Consider the following 21,378-nt stretch of genomic DNA (forward strand, 5'->3'; position numbering starts at 1 on the left):
TGCTCCCCCGCGGTAAGCGCGGCGTAAAGGATCGGCGAAGATGGGGCAAGGCATCCACGGGAGGGGAACCCGAGCCCATGAGCAACGACCAGCCGCCGCCGAACCCTTATGGCCAGCAGCCGTCCGATCCGTACGGGCAGCAACCGCAGCAGCCGCCCCAGCCGCCACCGGGCTACGGCTACCCGCAGCAACAGCCCGGGTACGGCTACCCGCAGCAGCAGCCGGGATACGGCCAGCCGCAGCCCGGGTACGGCCAGGTCCCACCGCAGCAGCCCGGCTACGGCCAGGTGCCGCCCCAGCAGCCCGGGTACGGCTACCCGCAGCAACAGCAGCAGCCGTACGGCTACGGCCAGCAGCCGCCGCAGGGCGGGAAGGGCAAGCGCACCGGGATCATCGTCGGCACGGTCGTCGCCCTCGCGGCGATCGGCGCCGGCGTCTTCTTCGTCGTGGGCAAGAGCGACGGCGGCCTGAAGGACGACGGCAAGAAGTACAAGCTGACCACGCCGGAGACCGTCGCGACGGACTACAAGCTCCAGGGCGACGACTCGGACTTCAGCGACACCGACGGCCTGGACAAGGACACCATGACCTTGCTGGCCGCCAACGGGATGACGAACGCGCAGAAGACCCAGGCGGGCTATCTGCAGGGCAGTGACACCAGCGGCAGGGTGCTGTCCTTCGAGGGCGCGTACGGCACCGTCAAGGACCCGCAGAAGGTCGCCGACGCGATGATGAAGTCGCTGCGCGACGACCCGGACAAGGACTCCGACGGCACCAAGACCGAACTGATCGGCGACCCGCAGACGATGCACCCGGCGGGCGCGGACGACGCGGTGGTGCAGTGCCAGACCGCCAAGGTCACCGACTCCGAATCCGGCAAGGGCTACACCCTGTCGGTGTGCCTGTGGGCGGACTACAGCACCGTCGGCACCGTCGCGCCGCTGGACCTCAGCGTGCTGACCACCGGCAGCGGAACGGGCATGTCGGCGAAGGACACCGCCGACCTGCTGGCCAAGGTCCGCAAGGACACCCGGGTACTGGCGGGCTGATCAGCCTTCCCCAGGGGGGCGGTTGCGGGCCGATCCGCCCCCCTGGGTGAAGAGGACGTGCCACGTCCGCAAGGATGGGCCGACGATGTCAACGGAGGGGACCCTCGTTCCAATGAGCAACAACCAGCCGCCGCCCAACCCTTACGGCCAGCAGCCGCCGAACCCGTACGGCCAGCAGCCCCCGCAGCAGCCCGGCGGCTACGGCCAGCCCCAGCCCGGTTACGGCTACCCGCAGCAGGGCCAGCCCGCGCAGCCGGCGTACGGCCAGCCTCCGCAGCAGCCCGGCTACGGCCAGCAGCAGCCCCAGCCGGGTTACGGCTACCCGCAGCAGGGCCAGCCCGGTCAGCCCGCGTACGGCCAGCAGCCGGCGTACGGCCAGGTGCCGCAGCAGCCCGGTTACGGCTACGGCCAGCCGCCCGGCGCCCCGCAGGGCGGCGGCGGCAAGCGCACCGGGATCATCATCGGCGCCGTCGTGGCACTGGTGGCGGTCGGCGTCGGCGTCTTCTTCGTCGTGGGCAAGGACGACGGGGGCTCCGGCCCGAAGAACGACGGCAAGAAGTACAAGCTGACCACCCCGGCCACCGTCGCCACGGACTACAAGAAGTCCGACGACGCGGAATCCGACGACATGGCCTTCGACGACGACGACGTGAAGACGCTCACGTCGCTCGGCATGACGAACCCTCAGCGGGTCTCGGCGGGCTACATCAAGGGCTCGCAGACCACCGGCACGCTGCTGTCGTTCAGCGGCGCCTACGGTGACGTCAAGGACCCGAAGAAGGTCGCCGACGGCATGATGGCCGAGCTGCGCAAGGGCGCCACCACCGACGACAGCGACGACACCAAGACCGAACTGGTCGGTGACACGCAGACGTTGCACCCGGCCGGCGCCGAGGACGCGGTCGTGGAGTGCCAGACCGCCAAGGTCACCAACAAGGACGACACGTCCAAGGCGGTCACCTTCAGCATCTGCCTTTGGGCGGACTACAGCACGGTCGGCACGGTCACGCCGCTCGACTTCGCCTCCCTGACCACCGGCAGCGGCACCAGCCTGTCGGCGAACGACACCGCCGACCTGCTCGTCAAGGTCCGCAAGGACACGCGGGTGCCGCTGGCGTAGCCACGCGCCCGGCAGGCACGGCGAAGGGGGCGCCCCGGTCCAGGACCGGGGCGCCCCCTTCGTGTGCCGTGCTGCGTGACGGCTAGGTGTACTGACCCGTGAGGTTGGGGACGCGGCTGGCGGGTGGTTGGCCTTTGAGTGCGGTGTGTCCGCGGTGGTGATTGTAGGTGTGGAGCCAGAGGAGGTATGCCTCGCGTCGTTCGGTCTCGGTCCGGTATGGCTTGGCGTAGGCCCACTCGTCCAGCAGGGTCCGGTTGAACCGCTCGACCTTCCCGTTGGTCTGTGGCCGGTAGGGGCGGGTGCGCTTGTGAGTGATCCCGGCCGCTGCCAGGGTGTCGCGCCACAGGTGGGACTTGTAGCAGGCGCCGTTGTCGGTCAAGACGCGCTGGACGGTGATCCCGGCTTCGGCGAAGTAGGTGTGGGCGCGCTGCCAGAACCCGGCGGCGGTCTCTTTCCTCTCGTCGGTGAGGATCTCGCTGTAGGCCAGGCGGGAGTGGTCGTCGACGGCGTTGTGCAGGAAGCTCATCCCGGCCTTGGCCCGGTTCTTGCGGCCTGCCTGCCGGCCCAGGGCCCTGTGGCCGCCGCCGTCCGGGATGTTGCCGAGTTTCTTGATGTCGACGTGCACAAGGTCGCCGGGGGCGGCGTGCTCATAGCGCCGGATCACCTGGTTGGTGGCGCGGTCCAGGTGGGCCAGGCGGGCGAGGCCGAAGCGGGTCAGGACGCGGTGCACGGTGGCCGGGTTCAGCCCCAGCAGATAGGCGATACGGGCCGGTCCCCACCGGCGCAGGACACGGACCTTGATGATCCGCCGCTCGGTCCGGGTCGGCGTCCGGGTCGGGCTGTGGTGCGGGCGCGATGAGTGGTCGGACATCCCGGCCTCGCCGAGCTCACGGTAGCGGGACGCCCACCGGTGAGCTGTTGTGGGCGAGACCTGGAAGCGCTCAGCCGCGCGGCGCAGGGGCCAGCCGTCGTCCACGACGCAGCGGGCCAGACGCAGGCGACCAGTCTCGGTCAGGGGTGCATTACGGTGGGGCATGAGGGCCTTCTGATCGTTCGGTGGCGATGTCGCAATCCACACCGAACCCGGAAGGCCCTCACTCGTTCAAGATCCCCCAGCCGTGATCACTGTCACCAACCTCCATGGACAGAACAGCTAGGCGCTCTTCTGCTCGCCCTTGCCCACGATCCGCGGCTCGCGCGGGACCAGGGTCGGGTTGACGTTGGAGTGGACGACGTCGGCGCTGATCACCACGCGGGCCACGTCCTTGCGGGACGGCACCTCGTACATCACCGACATCAGCACCTCCTCCATGATCGCCCGCAGGCCGCGCGCGCCGGTCTGCCGCAGGATCGCCTGGTCGGCGATGGCTTCCAGCGCGCCGCGCTCGAACTCCAGCTCCACACCGTCGAGTTCGAACAGTTTTTGGTACTGCTTCACCAGCGCGTTACGCGGCTCGACCAGGATCTGCAGCAGGGCCTCGCGGTCCAGGTTGTGCACGCTGGTGATGACCGGGAGGCGGCCGATGAACTCCGGGATCATGCCGAACTTCACCAGGTCCTCGGGCATGATCTCCTGGAACTGGTCGGCGGCCTGGATCTCCCGCTTGGACCGGATGGTCGCGCCGAAGCCGATGCCCTTGGCGCCGGCCCGCGACTCGATGATCTTCTCCAGGCCCGCGAAGGCGCCGCCCACGATGAAGAGCACGTTCGTGGTGTCGATCTGGATGAACTCCTGGTGCGGGTGCTTGCGGCCGCCCTGCGGCGGCACGCTCGCGGTGGTGCCCTCCAGGATCTTCAGCAGCGCCTGCTGCACGCCCTCGCCGGAGACGTCCCGGGTGATCGACGGGTTCTCGCTCTTGCGGGCCACCTTGTCGATCTCGTCGATGTAGATGATCCCGGTCTCGGCCTTCTTGACGTCGTAGTCCGCCGCCTGGATCAGCTTCAGCAGGATGTTCTCGACGTCCTCGCCCACGTAGCCGGCCTCGGTGAGCGCGGTGGCGTCCGCGATGGCGAACGGCACGTTCAGCATCCGGGCCAGCGTCTGGGCCAGCAGCGTCTTGCCCGAGCCGGTCGGGCCGAGCAGCAGGATGTTGGACTTCGCCAGTTCGATCGCGTCGTCGTGGCCGGGGCGGCCGTTCTCACCCGCCTGGACGCGCTTGTAGTGGTTGTAGACCGCCACCGAGAGCGCCTTCTTGGCGGGCGTCTGGCCGACCACGTAGCCCTCGAGGAACTCGTAGATCTCCCGGGGCTTGGGAAGATCCTCCCAACGGACCTCGGAGGACTCTGCCAGCTCCTCCTCGATGATCTCGTTGCAGAGGTCGATGCACTCGTCGCAGATGTACACACCAGGGCCTGCGATGAGCTTCTTCACCTGCTTCTGGCTCTTTCCGCAGAACGAGCACTTCAGCAGGTCTCCGCCGTCACCGATGCGTGCCACGAGGTCTTTCCCCTTCGCCTGGGTTCCGCCGGCCTTCAACGGAGCCTGGTGCTTCTCTCATCGACGGTACCTTGCCACGCCCCCCGAGTGGGTCCCCCTTGGACGTACTCGCTCATCCAGGTCCAGGGGGACCGCACGCGTCCGGCACCGCTTGCCGGGTGGTTCAGACGTTCACAGAGGTCTTGCGGGTGGAGACGATCTGGTCGACCAGACCGTAGGCCAGCGACTCCTCGGCGGTCAGGATCTTGTCCCGCTCGATGTCCTCCCTGATCTGCTCGATCGGGGTCGTGGAGTGCTTGGCCAGCATCTCCTCCAGCTGCTGCCGCATCCTGATGATCTCGTTGGCCGCGATCTCCAGGTCGGAGACCTGCCCGCGGCCGGTCTCGCTGTACGGCTGGTGGATCAGCACCCGGGCGTTCGGCAGCGCCATCCGCTTGCCGGGGCTGCCTGCGGCCAGCAGGACGGCCGCGGCGGAGGCCGCCTGGCCCATGCAGACCGTCTGGATGTCCGGCTTCACGAACTGCATCGTGTCGTAGATCGCGGTGAGCGCGGTGAACGAGCCGCCGGGGCTGTTGATGTAGACCGAGATGTCCCGGTCGGGGTCCATCGACTCCAGGCACAGCAGCTGCGCCATGACGTCGTTGGCCGAGGCGTCGTCGATCTGCACGCCGAGGAAGATCACCCGCTCCTCGAAGAGCTTGGCGTACGGGTCGTACTCGCGCACGCCCTGCGAGGTGCGCTCCACGAAGCGCGGGATGACATAGCGGGCCTCAGCCCCGAACACGCCGGGCCGCTCGGCCTCGGTGCGCTCGTACAGGCCGCTGCCGGGGAAGTTCATGGGGTTCACGTCCACCGTCCTGGTGATGAAGTGCTTCGAGTGATCAGGGGCTGCTCGGCGGTGCGCCTCAGGAGGCCGCACCGGTGCCGCCGCCGCCGGGCACGTGCGCGGCGGAGAGCATGACCCCGTCCAGCAGGCCGTACTCCTGGGCCTCCTCGGCCGAGAACCAGCGGTCGCGGTCGGAGTCCTTGGTGATCTGCTCGAAGGTCTGGCCGGAGTGCTGGGCGATCAGCTCGGCCATGCGGCGCTTGGTGTGCAGCAGCTGCTCCGCCTGGATCTTGATGTCGGTGGCCGAGCCGCCGAGGCCGGCGGAGGGCTGGTGCATCAGGATCCGGGTGTTCGGCAGCGCGAAGCGCTTGCCGGGGGTGCCCGCGGTGAGCAGGAACTGCCCCATCGAGGCGGCCATGCCCATGGCGATCGTGACGACGTCGTTCTGGATGAACTGCATCGTGTCGTAGATCGCCATCCCCGCGGTCACCGAACCGCCGGGGCTGTTGATGTAGAGGAAGATGTCCTTGTCCGGCTCTGCTGCCAGCAGCAGCAGCTGCGCGGTGATCTTGTTGGCGATGTCATCGTCGACCGCTTGGCCGAGGAAGATGATTCGCTCGCCGAGCAGTCGGTTGTAGACCTGGTCGCCGAGTCCACCGGGGTTGGACTCACCGGCGGCGGAAGGCATCGGAGTCGTCACGTATCCACCTGCTCGTTGTCGGACGGTAGACATGCCGTCACAGGGTCTTCGTCTGGGCCGGGTACCGCCCCCGTGCCGGGGGCTGCACCCTTTCTCCTTACGGACCCTAACGCGCGGGTGGTGGCCGACAATCCTGTACGGCCACCATTTCGCTCTGAGCGCATGCCCTGCGCAGGAAGGTGCGCCCCCGTCAGGGGCGCACCCCGTGTCAGGCCTGCTCGTCCTCGGCGGAGGCGTCCTCGGCAGCGGCGTCCGCGGCCGCGGCGGCGTCCTCGGCGGAGGCGTCGTCCTCCTCGTCGGCGAGGTCGACGACCTCACCGTTGGAGTCGGTGACCTTCGCCGCCTCGACGACCACGGCCAGCGCCTTGCCGCGGGCGACCTCGCCCACCAGCATCGGCACCTGGCCGCCTTCGACGACGGCCTGCGCGAACTGGTCGGGGCTCATCCCGGAGGTCGCGGCCCGCCGCATGAGGTGCTCGGTGAGCTCCTCCTGGTTGACCGACAGCTTCTCCTTGTTGACCAGCTCGTCGAGGATGAACTGGGTCTTGATGCCCTTGACCGCCTGGGCCTCCACCTCCGCGTCGTACTCCTCGCGGGTCTTGCCCTCGCGCTCCAGGTAGGTGTCCCAGGTCAGCCCCATCTGCGGGAACTGGTGGTGCTCCAGGTTGTGCGTCCTGGTCTCGATCTCGTCCTTGAGCAGCTTCTCCGGGATCGGCACCTCGGTCAGCTCGATGAGCGCGTCGAGGACCTTCTCCTGTGCGGCCGTCGCCTGGTCGTACTGCTTCATCGACTCCAGGCGCTTGCGGCTGTCGCCGCGCAGCTCCTCCAGGGTGTCGAACTCGCTCGCCAGCTGGGCGAAGTCGTCGTCCAGCGCGGGCAGTTCGCGCTCCTGCACGTCGGAGACCTCGACCTTGACCTCGGCCGGCTTGCCGGCGGCGGAGCCGCCCTTCAGCTCGGAGGTGAAGGTCGCGGAGCCGCCGGCGGACAGGCCGGTGACGGCCTCGTCGATGCCGTCGAGCAGCTGGCCGGAGCCGATGGTGTAGCTGACGGCCTTGGCGATGCCGTCGCCGAGCACCTCGCCGTCGACCGAGGCCTCCAGGTCGACCACGACGACGTCGCCCTCGGCGGCCGGGCGGTCCACGGTGCTGGTGGAGGCGAAGCGGTCCCGCAGCTGCTCCAGGGACTTCTCGACGTCCTCGTCGCTGACCTCGACGGCGTCGACGGTGACCTCGATGCCGGAGTAGTCCGGGATCTCGATGGCCGGCCGGATGTCGACCTCGGCGGTGAACTTCAGCTCGTCGCCGTCGTTGAACTCGGTGATGTCGACGTCGGGCTGCCCGAGCACGTTCAGCTCACCCTCGCTGACCGCCTCCGTGTAGAACTTCGGCAGCGCGTCGTTGATGGCCTCTTCGAGGACCGCGCCACGGCCGAACCGCTGGTCGATGACGCGCGCAGGGATCTTGCCCTTGCGGAAGCCCGGCACCGTGACCTGGTCGTTGATCTTCTTGTACGCCGCGTCGAGGCTGGGCTTGAGCTCCTCGAAGGGCACCTCGACAGTGAGTCGAACCCGGGTCGGGTTCAGAGTCTCGACGGCGCTCTTCACGGTTGGGTCTCCTTGGGGCTTTACGTTGATGGGGGCGGACCGTCGGTACGCGTCGTACTCCCGGTACTCCCGGCACTCGGCCTTGCCGCGTGCCCGGTCGCCAGCGGCCCATCCTACCGGTACCACAAAGCCCGCAGGGCGGGGTCCGGCGGAGGCCTCCCGGCCGGCGCCGCCGCGGGTGCCTGCCCGCACGTGAACTGCTGGTCGGGGTGGCCGGATTCGAACCGACGGCCTTCCGCTCCCAAAGCGGACGCGCTACCAAGCTGCGCCACACCCCGCTGGTGCGACACGTAGAGTACATGCACCGTCGACCGTGGGCAGCCGGTATTCCACCCGCCGCCGATCCGGTTCGACCGACCAGCGTGCGGTGTGCCAGAATCGAGGCGCTGCGGGCGTAGCTCAATGGTAGAGCCCTAGTCTTCCAAACTAGCTACGCGGGTTCGATTCCCGTCGCCCGCTCTGTACGACTACGGCCCAGGTGGCGGAGGTAAATCCGCAGCCCGGGCCGCTGTCATTTCCGATCTTGTTCTAGCTCGCCGTGCCCCCCACGTGCCCCTTCCGGCCGGAGCCCCGCTTGAGCGCCTTCACGATCATGCCGTCGATGGCGTCGGCGATCTCGCGTTCCCGCTCCTGGTTGCCGGTGTGCCGAAGGTCATGGAAGTGCAGGCCCTTGATCCCGACCTCGGCGCACGCCTTCCGCCATAGCCCGTTGAAGTGGTTCGGGCGTGGCGTGGCCCCCTTCGCTCCGACGAGGATTCGACCCTGAGCACCAGGCTCGGCGTACACCTGTATGTGGACGTTGACGACCGGCATGATCGACGCCGGTATCGCCACGGAGCGCTTTCCCGCCTCACTCTTCGGAGTCTTGTAGACGCGCTGTCCCCCGTTCAGCCCAGAGACCGTTTCCCCACCTCACCAAGGCACCCGGCTGCGCTCCTGTCTCCGCCCCGCTCGGCCGGCGCCGCGCGCGCCCGCGAGGGGGAGGCCTGCGGCATGAGCTGATCCCGCACAGCCGAGTCACGACGATGCCTCCGGCGGGGGCGCTCCGGCTCCGAGATGGCCCCAACTCGCCGGCGTCTGCACCAGACCCCCGCCCATAGTTCGCATCGAGAGGCTAGACGCCTCGCTGTAGCGTGACTCCATGGATGAACCTCGGATCACCGTGTACGGCTCCGCTACCGAGATCACCATCGCCGCCAATGCCGCCGGACTACGGGAACTTGCCGAGCGACTCCACGGCCTTGCCGAGCCCCATCTCCGTGACGGGTACCACGAGCACCTTGAGGGCGGTATCAACCTCGAAGACGGATCGATCAGCTTGATCCTGACCCGAGATGAGACGTTGTAGAACGCGCCGGGTTGAGCCCGAGTCGGCTTCGTGGCCGCTGCGTGCCCGACTGAGGGGCGAACGAGGGGGAACCACGGGGAACAGCGGGCCGGACGCTCCGGAGGCCCTGGACGGGGCCGTACGAGGTCACCGCGGGGGCACCGCACTCGTCTTCCAAACTGGCTACGCGGGTTCGATTCCCGTCGCCCGCTCTGTGGCCTCCGGCCCGGGTCCTGCCCGGCGACCGGGGGGTTTTCCTTGGGCGGCTCCCTTGCGCGGCGAATGGCGGCACGGTCAGTCGACCGGGATGCCCCGGGGGGACTTGATGCGGCGCATGATCATCTGGGAGTTGACGTCGCTGACGCCCGGCAGGGCGATGAGCTTCTCGGTCCAGAAGCGCTCGTAGGCGTCGGAGTCGGCCACCGCGATGCGCAGCAGGCAGCCCGGGGCGCCGTAGAGGCGGTAGGCCTCGACGACGTCGGTGGTGGACTGCACCTCGGCCTCGAAGGCGGCGACGGAGTCGCGGTCGCGCTGGACCTCGACCGAGGCGAAGACCTCGAAGCCGCGTCCGACCGCCGCCGGGTCGACCACCGCGCGGTAGGTCTGGATCACCCCGTCGTCCTCCAGCTGGCGCACCCGGCGCAGGCAGGGGGACGGGGTCAGGCCGACCCGCTGGGCCAGCTCCTGGTTGGTCAGCCGGCCGTCGGCCTGAAGTTCGCGCAAGATGCTTCTGTCGATGGCGTCCATAGGAGCAGTATCCGCCAGGTTTCAGCGCGGTACCAGCCGGTATTAGCAATCATATGGCGGGTCTACGCGCATATCATTGCAGAGGGATCGGAATCAGTAGCAGCAGTGGAGCGGAGGCGTCGTGCGACACGTCGTGGTCATCAGCACCGGAGGCACCATCGCCAGCCGTTGGCAGGGCGACGGTTACGCGGCCGAGGCCGCAGGGCGGGAGGTTCTGGAAGCCGGCGCGGTGCCGCAGGACGTCGAGGTGCGGGTGGTGGACCTCTTCACCGTCAACAGCTCCCGGCTCACCACCGACCACCAGCTGCGGCTGCTGCACGCGGTGCACGACGCGCTCGCCGACCCCGAGGTGGACGGTGTCGTCGTCACCCACGGTACCGACACGCTGGAGGAGTCGGCGTTCTTCGTCGACCTCTTCCACGGCGACCGGCGCCCGGTGGTCTTCACCGGCGCCCAGCAGCCGCTGGACGCGGCGGACGGCGACGCGGCGGGCAACCTCTACGACGCGCTGCTGACGGCCGTCTCAGGCCGGGACATCGGCGCCGTGATCGTCTTCGCCGGGCAGGTCTTCGCCGCCCGCGGCACCGTCAAGCGGCACACGGTCAACGCCCGCGCCTTCGGCGACCCGGACGGGCCGCCGCTGGGCCGGGTGGAGTTCGGCCGGGTGAGCTGGGGGCGGCGGCAGCCGCGCCGCGCGCCGCTGCCGCTGCCGGAGCGCGGCAGCGCCACGCCCCGGGTGGACATCGTGATGCACCACAGCGACGCCGACTCGGTACTCTTCGACGCGGCGGTCTCGGCCGGCGCCCGCGGCATCGTGCTGGTCGGCACCGGCGCGGGCAACGCGAACCCGGAGATCGCCGACGCCGTCCGCCGGGCCGTCGCGGGCGGGGTGCGGGTAGCGGTCAGCACCCGGGTGGCGGCCGGCGCCGTGGCGCCGCTCTACACCGGCGGCGGTGCGGTGGACCTGGCCGCGGCGGGCGCGCTGCTGACCGGCACGCTCAAGCCGGGGCAGGCCCGTATCGCGGTGCTCGCCGCCCTGCTGGCGACCGGGGACGCGGCGAGCGCCGACGTGGAGCTGCGGCGGCTGCTGGACACCGCGCCGAAGACGGCGCCGGCGTCAGAGCTTTATCTGGTTGATGGTGTCGGCCACTGAGTTGAGGAACCGGTTGATGTCCGGCGCCATGTCCGTGGACGCGAGGAAGAAGCCGAAGAGGGCCGCGACGATCGCGGGACCCACCTTTATCGACTTGGACCGGATCATCACCACCAGGACGATCGCGAGCAACAGTGCGGCGGACAGGGAGATAACCACAGCGGATCACTTCCTCTTTCGGTTCCTTGCCGGTCCGGGGACCGCCGCTGCGCCCCCCGCCTCGCCCGTACCCATGGTGCCACCGGTGACCGACAATCAACGCCCGTACGACACACGGCCCATAGTCCCATTCCCGTGGGCTAGTCCCGGCACACCACGAGCAACGCCCGGTCGTCGTTGACGTCTTTGGCGACGGCCTCGATCAACCGCCAGGCGGAGCCGCGGAATCCGGTGGCCACGAAGCGGTCGGCCTCGCCGATCAGCCGGTCCATGCCCTCGGCGATCTCCCGCTCGGCGGTCTCCACCAGCCCGTCGGTGAACAGCATCAGGACGTCGCCCGACCGCAAAGTGCCCTTCACTCCGTTGAATTCGGCCCCGTCGTAGACGCCGAGCAGCGGCCCCTCGGCGGCCTTCTCCTCCCACCGCCCGCTGCCCGCGTGCAGTTGGACGCCCGGCGGGTGGCCCGCGGAGAGCAGTTCGTAGTCGCCGCTCTCCAGGTCGAGCACCAGGTGCACGGAGGTCGCGAAGCCCTCCTCCCAGTTCTGCCGCAGCAGATAGCCGTTGGCCGCGGTGAGGAAGGCGTGCGGCGGCAGCGAGCCGAGCAGGCCGCCGAAGGCGCCGGACAGCAGCAGCGAGCGCGAGGCGGCGTCCATGCCCTTGCCCGACACGTCGGTGAGCACCGCTTCGAGCACCCGGCCGCCGGAACTGCGGGTGGCGACCACGAAGTCGCCGGAGAAGGACTGGCCGCCGGCCGGCCGCAGCGACATCTCGGCGTGCCAGCCGCCGGGCAGCCGCGGCAGCCGGCTCTGGACCCGGATGCGCTCCCTGAGGTCGAACAGCATGGTGTGGCCGCCCCGCCACGGCACCCCGACCCTGGCTCTGAACTGCGCGATGACCAGGCCGGTGAGCGCCACCGCGGTCACCACGAGGACGGTGCCGGGGGTGACCCTGGCCGGGCCTTCGCGGTACGGGCCGAGGGCGGCGGACTCGGCGATCAGCGCGACGGCGGAGGCCGCGTAGACCAGCAGCAGGCTGGAGGGGCGCAGCAGCAGCCCGCCGGCCAGGATGGGCAGCACCAGGGCGCTGGGCGGGCACCACACGGGGGTGACCACCGTGGTGTACGCCAGGATCGGGATGACCGCGACCAGGACGCCGAGGCCGACCCAGTCGGACGCGCCGCCGCGGAAGTAGTCCACGGCGGATTTGCGCACGCTGAGCCTGGCCCGGTGCAGCCTTCTGCGCCACCTGAGCCGAGGCCCCTCGCCCACCGCCGTTTTCGCCATGTCCCGGCGACCCTATCCACGGATGGCCCTGCCGTGCAGGCCGGATGGGCTGTGAGCTGTCCGGGTGAGCCGGGAGGCGGCTCGTAGTGCCGGCGGGACGGCCCGGGAGAAAATGTGTGTCCCCACCGCGGGTCGGCCTGGTAGGCAGAGCCCATGACGATCGATCTGCGGGTGCTGGCGGCGGAGGACTGGGACGAGTTCGCGCTCCGCCTGGGGCGGGCCTTCGGCGGGGCGATCGAGGACCCCGAAGAGATGGCGATGTGGCGGGACTTCCTGCCCTTCGAACGGACGGTCACCGCCCGGGCGGACAGCGGGATCATCGGTACCGCGGGTGCCTTCGACTTCCGGATGGCCCTGCCGGGCGGCAGCCTGCTGGACGTGGCGGGCGTCACCATGGTCAGCGTCCAGCCGACCCACCGGCGGCGCGGCGTCCTCACCGCGATGATGCGCCGCCAGCTCGACGACTTCCGCGAACGCGGCCTGGCCGCAGCGGTGCTGACCGCTTCGGAGCCGTCGATCTACGGCAGGTTCGGCTACGGCACCGCGACCCGGCAGATGCACGGCGAGATCGACACCACCCGGGTCTCGGTGGCGGTGCCGCCGGGCGCGGGGCGGGTGCGGATGCGGCTGGTGACCCCCGCGGAGGGCGTGGCCGCCTGCGAGGCGGTGTACGCCCGCGTGGCGCCCGGGCGGCCCGGCATGCTGGCCCGGCAGCCCGGCTGGGAGCGGCTGCCGCTGATGGACCCGCCCGGGGAGCGCGGGGGCTTCGGCCCGCGGCTGTGCGTGCTCGCCGAGGTCGACGGCGAGGTGCGCGGCTACGCCCGCTACAGCGTCAGGGCCGGCGGCACCACCTACGGCGTGCCCGACTCCACCGTCAAACTCAAGGACGTCGAAGCACTCGACCCGGTGACGTACGCGGCGCTGTGGCGCTACCTCACCGACATCGACCTGGTGGCCCGGCTGGTCTTCCACAACCGCCCGGTCGACGACCCGGTGCAGCAGATCGTCTCCGACATCCGCCGCTGCAACTTCGGCTGGCGCGACGGTCTCCACGTCCGCCTCGTGGACCTGCCTGCGGCCCTGGAGGCGCGTGCCTACGCGGCGCCCGTCCACGTCGTGCTCGACGTCGAGGACGCCTTCTGCCCGTGGAACTCGGGGCGCTGGCGGCTGTCGGGCGACGCGAAGGGGGCGAGCTGCGAGCGGACCTCGGACCCGGCCGATCTGGCCCTGACCGTGCGGGAGTTGGGCGCCGCGTATCTGGGCGGGCACGGGCTGCGGGCGCTGGCCGGTGCGGGGCTGGTCGCCGAACTGCGGCCCGGCGCGCTGGCGGAGGCCTCCGCGGCCTTCCGCTCCGACCTGGAGCCGTGGCTGCCGCACGGGTTCTAGGGCGGATCCGCAAGGTCCCGCCCTAGGCGCCCGCTCCCGGCTGGCAGCGCGGGCACCAGAAGAGGTTGCGGGCGTCGAGCGGCTGCGTGCGGACCGGGGTGCCGCACACCAGGCAGGGCAGGCCGGTGCGGCGGTAGACGTAGACCTCGCCGCCGTGGTCGTCGACCCGCGGCGGGCGGCCCATCGCCTCGGGCTCGTGCTCGGGGCGCACGGTGTCGATGCGGTTGGTGCGCACGCCCTCGCGCATCAGCGCCGCCAGGTCGGCCCACATCGCGTCCCACACCGGCCGCGGCAGGTCGCGGCCGGCCAGGAAGGGGTCGACACCGTGCCGGAAGAGGACCTCGGCGCGGTAGACGTTGCCGACGCCGGCGATCACCTTCTGGTCAAGCAGCAGCGCGGCCACGCTGATCCGGGACCTGGCGATCCTGGCGTAGACCCGGTCGAGGTCGTCGCCGGGGCGCAGCGGGTCGGGGCCGAGCCGGGCGTGTATCGCCTGCTTGTCCGGCTCGGCGATCAGCCCGCAGGCGGCGGGGCCGCGCAGGTCGGCGTAGTGCGACGGCGTGGCTATGCGCAGCCGTACGGTGCCGGTCGGCGGCGGCGCGAGGCCGTCGCCGAAGCCGAACTTCCCGATCAGGCCCAGGTGGACGTGCACCCAGCCGGCGCCGCCGAAGCCGAGGAAGAGGTGCTTGCCGTGCGCCTCCGCCTCGGCCATGACCAGGCCGTCGACCAGGGCGGCGCCGTCGGAGAACTTGCCCTGCGGGCTGCTGGCCCGCACCGGCCGGCCGGCGAACCGCTCGCGGTGGTCGGCGGCCAGCCGGTGGATCGTGTGGCCCTCGGGCATCGCCCGGTCAGTCCTGCTGCGGGTGGTTCGCGGGGATGGGCGGCAGCTCGCCGGTGGCCTCGTACGCGCTGAGCATGTCGATACGCCGCTGGTGGCGCTCCTCGTGGGAGTACGGCGTCGTCAGGAACAGCTCGACGAACTTCACCGCCTCCTCCTGGGCGTGCATCCGGCCGCCGATGCTCAGCACGTTCGCGTCGTTGTGCTCGCGGGCCAGCGTGGCGGTCTGCTCGCTCCAGGCCAGGGCCGCGCGGACGCCGCGCACCTTGTTGGCAGCGATCTGCTCGCCGTTGCCCGAGCCGCCGATCACGATGCCGAGGCTGCCGGGGTCAGCGGCGGCGCGCTCGGCTGCGCGCAGGCAGAAGGGCGGGTAGTCGTCCACGGCGTCGTAGATGTGCGGCCCGCAGTCGACGGGCTGGTACCCGTTGCCTGTCAGCCACTCGACGAGGTGGTTCTTGAGTTCGAAGCCGGCATGATCCGAGCCGAGGTACACACGCATGCCCTCAGTCTTTCACCCCGGGGCGCCCCCGTGCCCCTCGCCTCCCCTCGGCGAGTGGTACTTCCGCTGGTCGCGGTGGCCAGGGCACGGCTTGCGCGGGGCGGCGCCCCCGAATGCGCCGGCCCCTTGCGCAAGGGGGGGTCAGGGGCGGGTCAGGCGCCAGGCGGTGGGGAGCAGCGCCATGGCGAACGCGGCCTTGAGCGCGTCACCGAGCAGGTAGGGGCGCAGGCCCAGAGTGAGGGCCTGGTGGGCCGAGAGGTGGGCGGACCACGCCAGGTAGGGCACGCCCACGGCGTAGATGACGGCGGAGCCGAGCACCATCACCGCCGCGGTGCGCCCGACCGTGCGGTCCCCGCCGCGCCGGGCGAGGAAGCCGACCACGCCCGAGGCGAGCAGCATGCCGAGGATGTACCCGAAGCTCGGCATGGACCAGCCGGACGAGCCGTCCGCGAACCACGGCAGGCCGGCCGCGCCGGCGGCGGCGTACAGGCCGAGGGACGCGACGCCGCGCCGCGCCCCGAGGGCCGTGCCGACCAGCAGCGCGGCGAAGGTCTGGCCGGTGACCGGGACCGGGGAGCCGGGCACCGGCAGGGACAGCTGCGCGGCGAGCCCGGTGAGCGCGGCGCCGCCGGCCACCAGGGCGGCGTCCCTGAGCCGGGCGCGGCCGGCGGAGGACGCGGGGAGCAGGTCGGCGAGTACGGTTCCGGCCCGGCCGGGTGCAGCTGTGGCGCTCATCGGTTCTCCGCGGGGTGAGGGTGATCGGGGGGACACCGTGACGCTAGCCCAGCCCCCGAGCACCCTTCATCGTCGGACCCCGACAAAGCCCTGATCATCCGCTTGGAGACTCCCGCGCCCGCCCCCGAGGCCGTTTGGGCAGGTCGCGTGACCCAGGTCACGCGCGCTCGGCGGACGGGGCGGGCGCGTCGAGCACCGCCCCGTCCACCTCACTCTGTGCGGTTCCACCAACTCAGGCCGGCTGGATGAGATCCCACCTGTTGCCGTACAGGTCGTGGAAGACGACCACCGCGCCGTACGGCTCGTACCGCGGCTCCTCCTCGAAGACGACGCCGGCCGCGACCATCCGCTTGTAGTCGCCGTCGAAGTCCTCGGTGTTCAGGAAGAGCCCGACCCGGCCGCCGGTCTGGTCGCCGATCCTGGCGGTCTGCCCGGGTGTGGTGGCCAGGGCGAGCAGCAGGCCCGTCTCGCGGGAGCCGGGCGGCGCGACGACCACCCAGCGTCCGCCGTCCTGCCGCGCGGTGTCCTCGCGCAGCTCGAAGCCCAGTGCACCGGTGTAGTACGCGATGGCCTCGTCGTAGTCCCGCACGACGACGGCCACCAGACCCAGGTGTGCCATCTTTGCGACCGCTTTCCTTCCTGCCGCTTTCTTTCCGACCGCTCGCCCGAACTACTCGAAGCTGGGGCCCGCGGTCCGGGTGCGCTTGATCTCGTAGAAGCCCGGGATGGACGCGACCATGATCGTGCCGTCCCACAGCTTGGCGGCGTCGTCGCCCCGCGGCGTGGGGGTGACGACCGGGCCGAAGAAGGCGATCTGCTCGCCGTCGGCGCCGGGAACCGCGATCACCGGGGTGCCGACCTCCTGGCCGACCTTGTCGATGCCCTCCTTGTGGGAGGCGCGCAGTTCGGTGTCGTACGTGTCGCGGTCGGCGTAGTCGGCCAGCTCGGCGGGCAGCCCCACCGCTTCGAGCGCGGCGACGATGGTCTCCCGGTCCCTGGGCAGCGCCTGGTTGTGGAAGCGGGTGCCGAGCGCCTCGTAGAGCGGGCCGACGACCTCGTCGCCGTGCTCCTGCTGGGCGGCGATCACCACGCGGACCGGCCCCCACGCGTCGCGCAGGGCGCTCGCGTAGTTCTCCGGGAGGGTGTCGAGCTTGTCCTCGTTGAGGACCGCCAGGCTCATCACGTGCCAGCGCACCTGGATCGGGCGGAGCTTCTCGACCTCAAGAATCCAGCGGGACGTCATCCATGCCCACGGGCACAGCGGGTCGAACCAGAAGTCTGCCGGCGTCTTGGTGGTGTCGGTCGCGGTCACTGCGTACTCCTCGTGCGGAATGGATAAGGGGGCGGCGTCCGGGGTGGCCGGGCGCGACCGGGTGGGACTGGGCATGTCGCTCCTCCAACCGACAACGTGCCGGGAGCGCGGCGGCATTCCCGCCCGCGCCGCCCCGTACGCGCTGGTCGGCTCCACTGTCCTACCACCGTGGAAGGATGCGAGGCGTTACCTGTCCGTATCCGGTGGTCATAGACGAAGGAGCCGCCCGTGCCCGGCGAGAACCTGAGCCGCGAGGAGGCCCGCGAGCGGGCCGCGGTCCTGTCGGTGGAGCGCTACGACGTGGCGCTCGACGTGCGGTCCGCGGTCGGTGCCGCGCCCGCGGGCGAGGAGCGCGCCTTCCGGTCCACCACGGTGATCGACTTCCGGTGCGCGCGCCCCGCCGCCTCGTCCTTCGCCGATCTCGTCGCGTCCGAGGTGGTGTCGGTACGGCTCAACGGCCGGGAGCTGGACCCGGCGCAGGTCTGGGACGGCGCCAGGATCGCCCTCGACGGCCTCGCCGAGCGCAACACGCTGGTGGTCGACGCGCGTTGCGCGTACAGCCGCACGGGCGAGGGGCTGCACCGCTTCGAGGACCCGGAGGACGGCGAGGTCTACCTGTACACGCAGTACGAGCCGGCCGACGCCCGCCGGGTCTTCGCGAACTTCGAGCAGCCCGACCTCAAGGCGCCCTTCACGTTCCAGGTGACCGCGCCCGAGGGCTGGACGGTGCTGTCCAACGCCGAGCCCGAGGGCGAGCCCGCCGCGGCGGACGGCGGCGGCACGGCGACCCGCTTCCGGCCGACGCTGCCGATCCCGACGTACATCACCGCGGTCGTCGCCGGCCCCTACCACGTCGAGCGCGACCACTACTCGCGCACCTTCGACGACAAGGTGACCCTCGACGTCCCGCTGAGCGCGCTGTGCCGCCGCTCGCTGGCCCGGCATTTCGACGCGGACGAGATCTTCACGGTGACCAAGCAGGGCCTGGACTTCTACCACGACACCTTCGACTACCCGTATCCGTTCGGGAAGTACGACCAGGCCTTCGTGCCGGAGTACAACATCGGGGCGATGGAGAACCCGGGCTGCGTGACCTTCCGCGAGGAGTTCGTCTTCCGCGGCAAGGTGACGCGGGCGTCGTACGAGCACCGGGCCAGCGTGGTGCTGCACGAGATGGCGCACATGTGGTTCGGCGACCTGGTGACCATGCGCTGGTGGGACGACCTGTGGCTCAAGGAGTCCTTCGCGGACTTCATGGCGGCCTTCTCCCAGGTGGCGTCGACGCGGTACACGGAGGGCTGGATCACCTTCGCCAACCGCCGCAAGGCGTGGGCCTACCGCGCCGACCAGCTGCCCTCCACCCACCCGGTGGTCGCCGACATCCGCGACCTGGAGGACGCCAAGCTCAACTTCGACGGCATCACGTACTCCAAGGGCGCCTCGGTGCTCAAGCAGCTGGTGGCCTACGTCGGCGAGGACGCCTTCATGGAGGCGGCCAGGCGCTACTTCAAGCGGCACGCGTACGGCAACACCGAGCTGGCCGACCTGCTGTCGGTGCTCACCGAGACCTCGGGCCGCGACATGCCGGCCTGGTCGCGGGCGTGGCTGGAGACGGCGGGCGTCAACTCGCTGACGCCGCAGGTCGTCCATGACGCGGAGGACCGGATCACCGAGCTGACGGTGCTGCAGACCGCGGACGACCCGGCGCACCCGCAACTGCGCCCGCACCGCGTCGCGGTGGGCCTCTACCGGCGGGTGCCGGGCGGCGCCCTGGAGCGGTACGCGCGCGCCGAGACGGACGTGGCGGGTCCGGTCACGGAGGTCGCGGAGCTGGCCGGGCAGCCGCGCCCGGACCTGGTGCTGGTCAACGACGACGACCTCACGTACTGCAAGGTCCGCTTCGACCCGGACTCGCTGGACACGCTGCGCTCCCACCTGGGCGACCTGTCGGACCCGCTGGCCCGGGCGCTGGCCTGGTCGGCGGTGTGGAGCATGACCAGGGACGCGCTGATGCCGGCCGGCGACTACCTGGGCCTGGTGCTGCTGTTCGCGGGCCGGGAGAGCGACATCGGGGTGCTGCAGTCGCTGCACCAGCAGGCGCGCACCGCGCTGACGCACTACGTGGCGCCCGGCCGCCGCGACATGGCGGCGACCGAGCTGGCCCAGGGCGCGCTGCACGAGCTGCGGCTCGCGGAGCCCGGCAGCGGCCACCAGCTGGCGTGGGCGCGGTTCTTCGCCTCGGTCGCCTCCTCGGCCGCGGACCTGCAGCTGCTGAGCGGGCTGCTCGACGGGACGGCGAAGATCGACGGCCTGGCGGTGGACCAGGAGCTGCGCTGGACCTTCCTGGGCGCGCTGACCGCGCACGGCGCGGCGGACACCGCGGCGATCGCCGCGGAGCGGGCCAGGGACGACACGGCCTCCGGCCACCGGCACGAGGTGCGCTGCCTGGCGGCCCGGCCCTCCGCCGAGGTCAAGGCCGCGGCCTGGGCCGACGTCGTGGACTCCGACGCGCTGTCCAACGCGCTGGTGGAGGCGACCATCGCGGGCTTCGCGCAGGCCGGGCAGCGCGAGCTGCTCGCGCCGTTCACACCGGCCTACTTCGCGGCGCTCGAGGAGCTGTGGGCGACCCGCTCGATCGAGACCGCGATGGCGGTGGTCACCGGGCTCTTCCCGGCCCTGCGGGACGCGCAGGAGACGCTGGCGGCCACTGACGGGTGGCTGGACGGCCACCCGGACGCGGCGCCCGCGCTGCGCCGCCTGGTGCTCGAAGGGCGGGACGACCTGGCCCGGGCATGGCGCGCACAGATGTGCGACGCCCGCACGGCCGAGGCCGCCCGCCCCGGCACCGCGATCTGATCCTGGCGCGGGGCCGTCCTGCCTGGTGGGGCGGCCCCCGTCACCCGAACAGGTGAAAGACGCCGATCGGCATCCGAACATCTGGACTTTAGCCCGGCCTTGTCCCGTTTTGTCGACGAGCGCGTAACAGCGGTTAGTGACCGCCCGGGCAGCGGGAACGACGTCGCCATGAACGCGAACTCCCGCACCCACCGCGCCCTGGACCGCCGACTGCCCGCGCAGCAACGGGTCCTGACGCTTCATCAGCTACGCGACCACGGCCTCTCTCCGGCCCTGGTCGCCGCCCGCTGCCGCCCCGGCGGCCCCTGGCGGCAGCTGCTCCCCCAGGTGTACCTGCTGCACTCGGGTCAGCCGACCAGCCACGAGCGGCTGCAGGCCGCCCTCCTCTACGCCGGCCCCGGCCCGCACGCGCACGGGCCGCGCAGCGGCGGCCGGGAGGCCATGGTGACGGGCCTGGCCGCGCTCGCCCTGCACCGCTTCCTGTGCGTGCCGCCGCTTCCCGGGCTGCCGCGGATCGACGTCCTGGTGCCGCACCGGCGCAGGCTGCGGGACGCCGGAGAGGTGTCCGTCCACCGCACCCGCACCCTGCCGCGCCCGCAGGAGGTGACGGGCCTGCCCTGCGCCCCCGTGCCGCGCGCCCTGGCCGACGCCGTTGCGGGCCTGGACGACACCGAGACCGTACGGCGGCTGCTGACCGAGGCGGTACGCGGCGGGCACTGCGACGCCGGGGCCGTCCTGCACGAGTTGGCAGCCGCGGGGCTGCTGGAGCGCCCGCAGGTCGCCGCGGCGGTCGGGGCCTTGCGGACCGCCGACCGCACCATGGCCGAGCAGCGGCTCTACGCGATGGTGCGCGGCCAGCAACTGCCCGACCCGGTCTGGAACGTGGAGCTGCGGCTGCCCAGCGGGCCGCCGCTGGGCGCGGTGGACGCCTACTGGCCCGAGCACGCGGTGGCCCTGGCGATCGACCCGCGCCCCGGCCTGCCGCCGGGCGGCGCGGACCCGTACGCGACGCGGGAGTCCGCGGCGATGGACGGCGGCCCGGAAGCGGACGACGTCTACGCCGATCCGTTCGGCGACGCCTTCTACGCCGGGGAGCGCGACGAAACCCCCCTGCCGGGTGCGGACTTCGGCGACGCGGAGATCTGGTCGCGCTGCGTGCAGCAGCGCGAGCGGCTGGAGGCGCTGGGCATCACGCTGCTGCACGTCACCGCGGCCAAGCTGCGCGACGCCGTGGAACAGCAGGCCGCCGTGGTGCGCACCGCGCTGGTGGCCACGGCGGACCAACTGCCCGCCGCCTATGTCGTGGTGACACCCCGCTGAGCCCGCCTCACGGCTCTTGGACGGTTTT

At 71.2% G+C, this 21,378-nt stretch carries 21 protein-coding genes and 2 tRNA genes; 8 read left to right on the forward strand and 15 right to left on the reverse strand.

The features are described from left to right. Positions 1-77: 77 nt before the first annotated feature. On the forward strand, positions 78-1,049 hold the full coding sequence (locus NFU81_RS12030; protein ID WP_251488631.1) for a hypothetical protein: 972 nt from the start codon (positions 78-80) through the stop codon (positions 1,047-1,049). 112 nt (positions 1,050-1,161) lie between these two features. Continuing rightward, the gene (locus NFU81_RS12035; RefSeq protein WP_251488634.1) at positions 1,162-2,169 is read left to right on the forward strand and encodes a hypothetical protein; all 1,008 of its coding nucleotides are present in this window, start codon (positions 1,162-1,164) and stop codon (positions 2,167-2,169) included. Positions 2,170-2,251: 82 nt separating this feature from the next. On the opposite strand, the gene NFU81_RS12040 is transcribed toward NFU81_RS12035, so the two are convergent. From NFU81_RS12040 to NFU81_RS12065, 6 genes are all read right to left on the reverse strand, one after another. Then, positions 2,252-3,205 carry an IS481 family transposase gene (locus NFU81_RS12040; RefSeq protein WP_251488637.1) on the reverse strand — a complete coding sequence of 318 codons (954 nt, stop codon included), beginning with the start codon at positions 3,203-3,205 and terminating at the stop codon, positions 2,252-2,254. Between the two features lie 117 nt (positions 3,206-3,322). Continuing rightward, on the reverse strand, positions 3,323-4,606 hold the full coding sequence (clpX, locus tag NFU81_RS12045; RefSeq protein ID WP_251488640.1) for an ATP-dependent Clp protease ATP-binding subunit ClpX: 1,284 nt from the start codon (positions 4,604-4,606) through the stop codon (positions 3,323-3,325). A gap of 163 nt (positions 4,607-4,769) precedes the next feature. Then, positions 4,770-5,444: an ATP-dependent Clp protease proteolytic subunit gene (locus NFU81_RS12050; protein WP_251489060.1), complete on the reverse strand. Its 675-nt coding sequence runs from the start codon at positions 5,442-5,444 to the stop codon at positions 4,770-4,772. A gap of 67 nt (positions 5,445-5,511) precedes the next feature. Next, on the reverse strand, positions 5,512-6,120 hold the full coding sequence (locus NFU81_RS12055) for an ATP-dependent Clp protease proteolytic subunit (RefSeq protein ID WP_251489062.1): 609 nt from the start codon (positions 6,118-6,120) through the stop codon (positions 5,512-5,514). 220 nt (positions 6,121-6,340) lie between these two features. After that, positions 6,341-7,735 carry a trigger factor gene (tig, locus tag NFU81_RS12060; RefSeq protein ID WP_251488643.1) on the reverse strand — a complete coding sequence of 465 codons (1,395 nt, stop codon included), beginning with the start codon at positions 7,733-7,735 and terminating at the stop codon, positions 6,341-6,343. A 201-nt stretch (positions 7,736-7,936) separates the two neighbouring features. After that, a tRNA-Pro gene (locus NFU81_RS12065) sits at positions 7,937-8,013 on the reverse strand. A 110-nt stretch (positions 8,014-8,123) separates the two neighbouring features. Between NFU81_RS12065 and NFU81_RS12070 the strand changes: the two genes are divergently transcribed. After that, positions 8,124-8,194, forward strand: a tRNA-Gly gene (locus tag NFU81_RS12070). Between the two features lie 69 nt (positions 8,195-8,263). Here the strand turns inward: NFU81_RS12070 and NFU81_RS12075 are convergent. Next, positions 8,264-8,569, reverse strand: coding sequence for a site-specific integrase (locus tag NFU81_RS12075; RefSeq protein WP_251488646.1), 306 nt, complete (start codon positions 8,567-8,569; stop codon positions 8,264-8,266). Positions 8,570-8,876: 307 nt separating this feature from the next. Between NFU81_RS12075 and NFU81_RS12080 the strand changes: the two genes are divergently transcribed. Then, positions 8,877-9,083, forward strand: a complete 207-nt coding sequence (locus tag NFU81_RS12080; RefSeq protein ID WP_251488649.1) for an Imm32 family immunity protein — start codon at positions 8,877-8,879, stop codon at positions 9,081-9,083. Positions 9,084-9,356: 273 nt separating this feature from the next. On the opposite strand, the gene NFU81_RS12085 is transcribed toward NFU81_RS12080, so the two are convergent. Next, a complete protein-coding gene (locus tag NFU81_RS12085) occupies positions 9,357-9,809 on the reverse strand; it encodes an Lrp/AsnC family transcriptional regulator (RefSeq protein ID WP_251488652.1) in 453 nt (150 codons plus the stop codon). Between the two features lie 121 nt (positions 9,810-9,930). Here NFU81_RS12085 and NFU81_RS12090 point away from each other — a divergent pair, with 121 nt between their 5' ends. Beyond that, positions 9,931-10,962: an asparaginase gene (locus NFU81_RS12090; RefSeq protein ID WP_251488655.1), complete on the forward strand. Its 1,032-nt coding sequence runs from the start codon at positions 9,931-9,933 to the stop codon at positions 10,960-10,962. Here NFU81_RS12090 and NFU81_RS12095 read toward each other — a convergent pair. Continuing rightward, on the reverse strand, positions 10,927-11,121 hold the full coding sequence (locus NFU81_RS12095; RefSeq protein WP_251488658.1) for a hypothetical protein: 195 nt from the start codon (positions 11,119-11,121) through the stop codon (positions 10,927-10,929). The two genes, NFU81_RS12090 and NFU81_RS12095, sit on opposite strands and share 36 nt — an antisense overlap. Before the next feature lie 140 nt (positions 11,122-11,261). Then, entirely contained in the window at positions 11,262-12,404 is a 1,143-nt protein-coding gene (locus NFU81_RS12100; protein WP_251488661.1) for a PP2C family protein-serine/threonine phosphatase, read from the reverse strand. A 153-nt stretch (positions 12,405-12,557) separates the two neighbouring features. Between NFU81_RS12100 and NFU81_RS12105 the strand changes: the two genes are divergently transcribed. After that, the gene (locus tag NFU81_RS12105; protein WP_251488664.1) at positions 12,558-13,790 is read left to right on the forward strand and encodes a GNAT family N-acetyltransferase; all 1,233 of its coding nucleotides are present in this window, start codon (positions 12,558-12,560) and stop codon (positions 13,788-13,790) included. Positions 13,791-13,812: 22 nt separating this feature from the next. On the opposite strand, the gene NFU81_RS12110 is transcribed toward NFU81_RS12105, so the two are convergent. From NFU81_RS12110 to NFU81_RS12130, 5 genes are all read right to left on the reverse strand, one after another. Beyond that, positions 13,813-14,631 (reverse strand): Fpg/Nei family DNA glycosylase, encoded by an 819-nt coding sequence (locus tag NFU81_RS12110; RefSeq protein ID WP_251488667.1) that lies wholly within the window; start codon positions 14,629-14,631, stop codon positions 13,813-13,815. Between the two features lie 7 nt (positions 14,632-14,638). Next, positions 14,639-15,127 carry a ribose-5-phosphate isomerase gene (locus tag NFU81_RS12115; RefSeq protein ID WP_251488670.1) on the reverse strand — a complete coding sequence of 163 codons (489 nt, stop codon included), beginning with the start codon at positions 15,125-15,127 and terminating at the stop codon, positions 14,639-14,641. A 141-nt stretch (positions 15,128-15,268) separates the two neighbouring features. Further along, positions 15,269-15,862: a biotin transporter BioY gene (locus NFU81_RS12120; RefSeq protein ID WP_251488673.1), complete on the reverse strand. Its 594-nt coding sequence runs from the start codon at positions 15,860-15,862 to the stop codon at positions 15,269-15,271. 232 nt (positions 15,863-16,094) lie between these two features. Further along, on the reverse strand, positions 16,095-16,481 hold the full coding sequence (locus tag NFU81_RS12125) for a VOC family protein (RefSeq protein ID WP_251488676.1): 387 nt from the start codon (positions 16,479-16,481) through the stop codon (positions 16,095-16,097). 51 nt (positions 16,482-16,532) lie between these two features. Next, positions 16,533-17,174: a mycothiol-dependent nitroreductase Rv2466c family protein gene (locus tag NFU81_RS12130; RefSeq protein WP_251488679.1), complete on the reverse strand. Its 642-nt coding sequence runs from the start codon at positions 17,172-17,174 to the stop codon at positions 16,533-16,535. 228 nt (positions 17,175-17,402) lie between these two features. Between NFU81_RS12130 and pepN the strand changes: the two genes are divergently transcribed. Both pepN and NFU81_RS12140 read left to right on the forward strand, forming a co-directional pair. Next, positions 17,403-20,030, forward strand: a complete 2,628-nt coding sequence (gene pepN, locus NFU81_RS12135) for an aminopeptidase N (protein WP_251488682.1) — start codon at positions 17,403-17,405, stop codon at positions 20,028-20,030. A gap of 168 nt (positions 20,031-20,198) precedes the next feature. Further along, positions 20,199-21,350, forward strand: coding sequence for a hypothetical protein (locus NFU81_RS12140; protein WP_251488685.1), 1,152 nt, complete (start codon positions 20,199-20,201; stop codon positions 21,348-21,350). Positions 21,351-21,378: the final 28 nt, after the last annotated feature.

Source organism: Actinacidiphila cocklensis, assembly GCF_907177275.1.
Taxonomy (GTDB): domain Bacteria; phylum Actinomycetota; class Actinomycetes; order Streptomycetales; family Streptomycetaceae; genus Actinacidiphila; species Actinacidiphila cocklensis.

Excerpts from the sequence above, each read along its gene's own strand:
- NFU81_RS12030 (WP_251488631.1), top strand. The coding sequence starts at position 78 with ATGAGCAACGACCAGCCGCCGCCGAACCCTTATGGCCAGCAGCCGTCC.
- NFU81_RS12035 (WP_251488634.1), top strand. The coding sequence starts at position 1,162 with ATGAGCAACAACCAGCCGCCGCCCAACCCTTACGGCCAGCAGCCGCCG.
- NFU81_RS12040 (WP_251488637.1), bottom strand. The coding sequence starts at position 3,205 with ATGCCCCACCGTAATGCACCCCTGACCGAGACTGGTCGCCTGCGTCTG.
- NFU81_RS12050 (WP_251489060.1), bottom strand. The coding sequence starts at position 5,444 with ATGAACTTCCCCGGCAGCGGCCTGTACGAGCGCACCGAGGCCGAGCGG.
- NFU81_RS12055 (WP_251489062.1), bottom strand. The coding sequence starts at position 6,120 with ATGCCTTCCGCCGCCGGTGAGTCCAACCCCGGTGGACTCGGCGACCAG.
- NFU81_RS12080 (WP_251488649.1), top strand. The coding sequence starts at position 8,877 with ATGGATGAACCTCGGATCACCGTGTACGGCTCCGCTACCGAGATCACC.
- NFU81_RS12085 (WP_251488652.1), bottom strand. The coding sequence starts at position 9,809 with ATGGACGCCATCGACAGAAGCATCTTGCGCGAACTTCAGGCCGACGGC.
- NFU81_RS12100 (WP_251488661.1), bottom strand. The coding sequence starts at position 12,404 with ATGGCGAAAACGGCGGTGGGCGAGGGGCCTCGGCTCAGGTGGCGCAGA.
- NFU81_RS12105 (WP_251488664.1), top strand. The coding sequence starts at position 12,558 with ATGACGATCGATCTGCGGGTGCTGGCGGCGGAGGACTGGGACGAGTTC.
- NFU81_RS12110 (WP_251488667.1), bottom strand. The coding sequence starts at position 14,631 with ATGCCCGAGGGCCACACGATCCACCGGCTGGCCGCCGACCACCGCGAG.
- NFU81_RS12115 (WP_251488670.1), bottom strand. The coding sequence starts at position 15,127 with ATGCGTGTGTACCTCGGCTCGGATCATGCCGGCTTCGAACTCAAGAAC.
- NFU81_RS12120 (WP_251488673.1), bottom strand. The coding sequence starts at position 15,862 with ATGAGCGCCACAGCTGCACCCGGCCGGGCCGGAACCGTACTCGCCGAC.
- NFU81_RS12125 (WP_251488676.1), bottom strand. The coding sequence starts at position 16,481 with ATGGCACACCTGGGTCTGGTGGCCGTCGTCGTGCGGGACTACGACGAG.
- NFU81_RS12140 (WP_251488685.1), top strand. The coding sequence starts at position 20,199 with ATGAACGCGAACTCCCGCACCCACCGCGCCCTGGACCGCCGACTGCCC.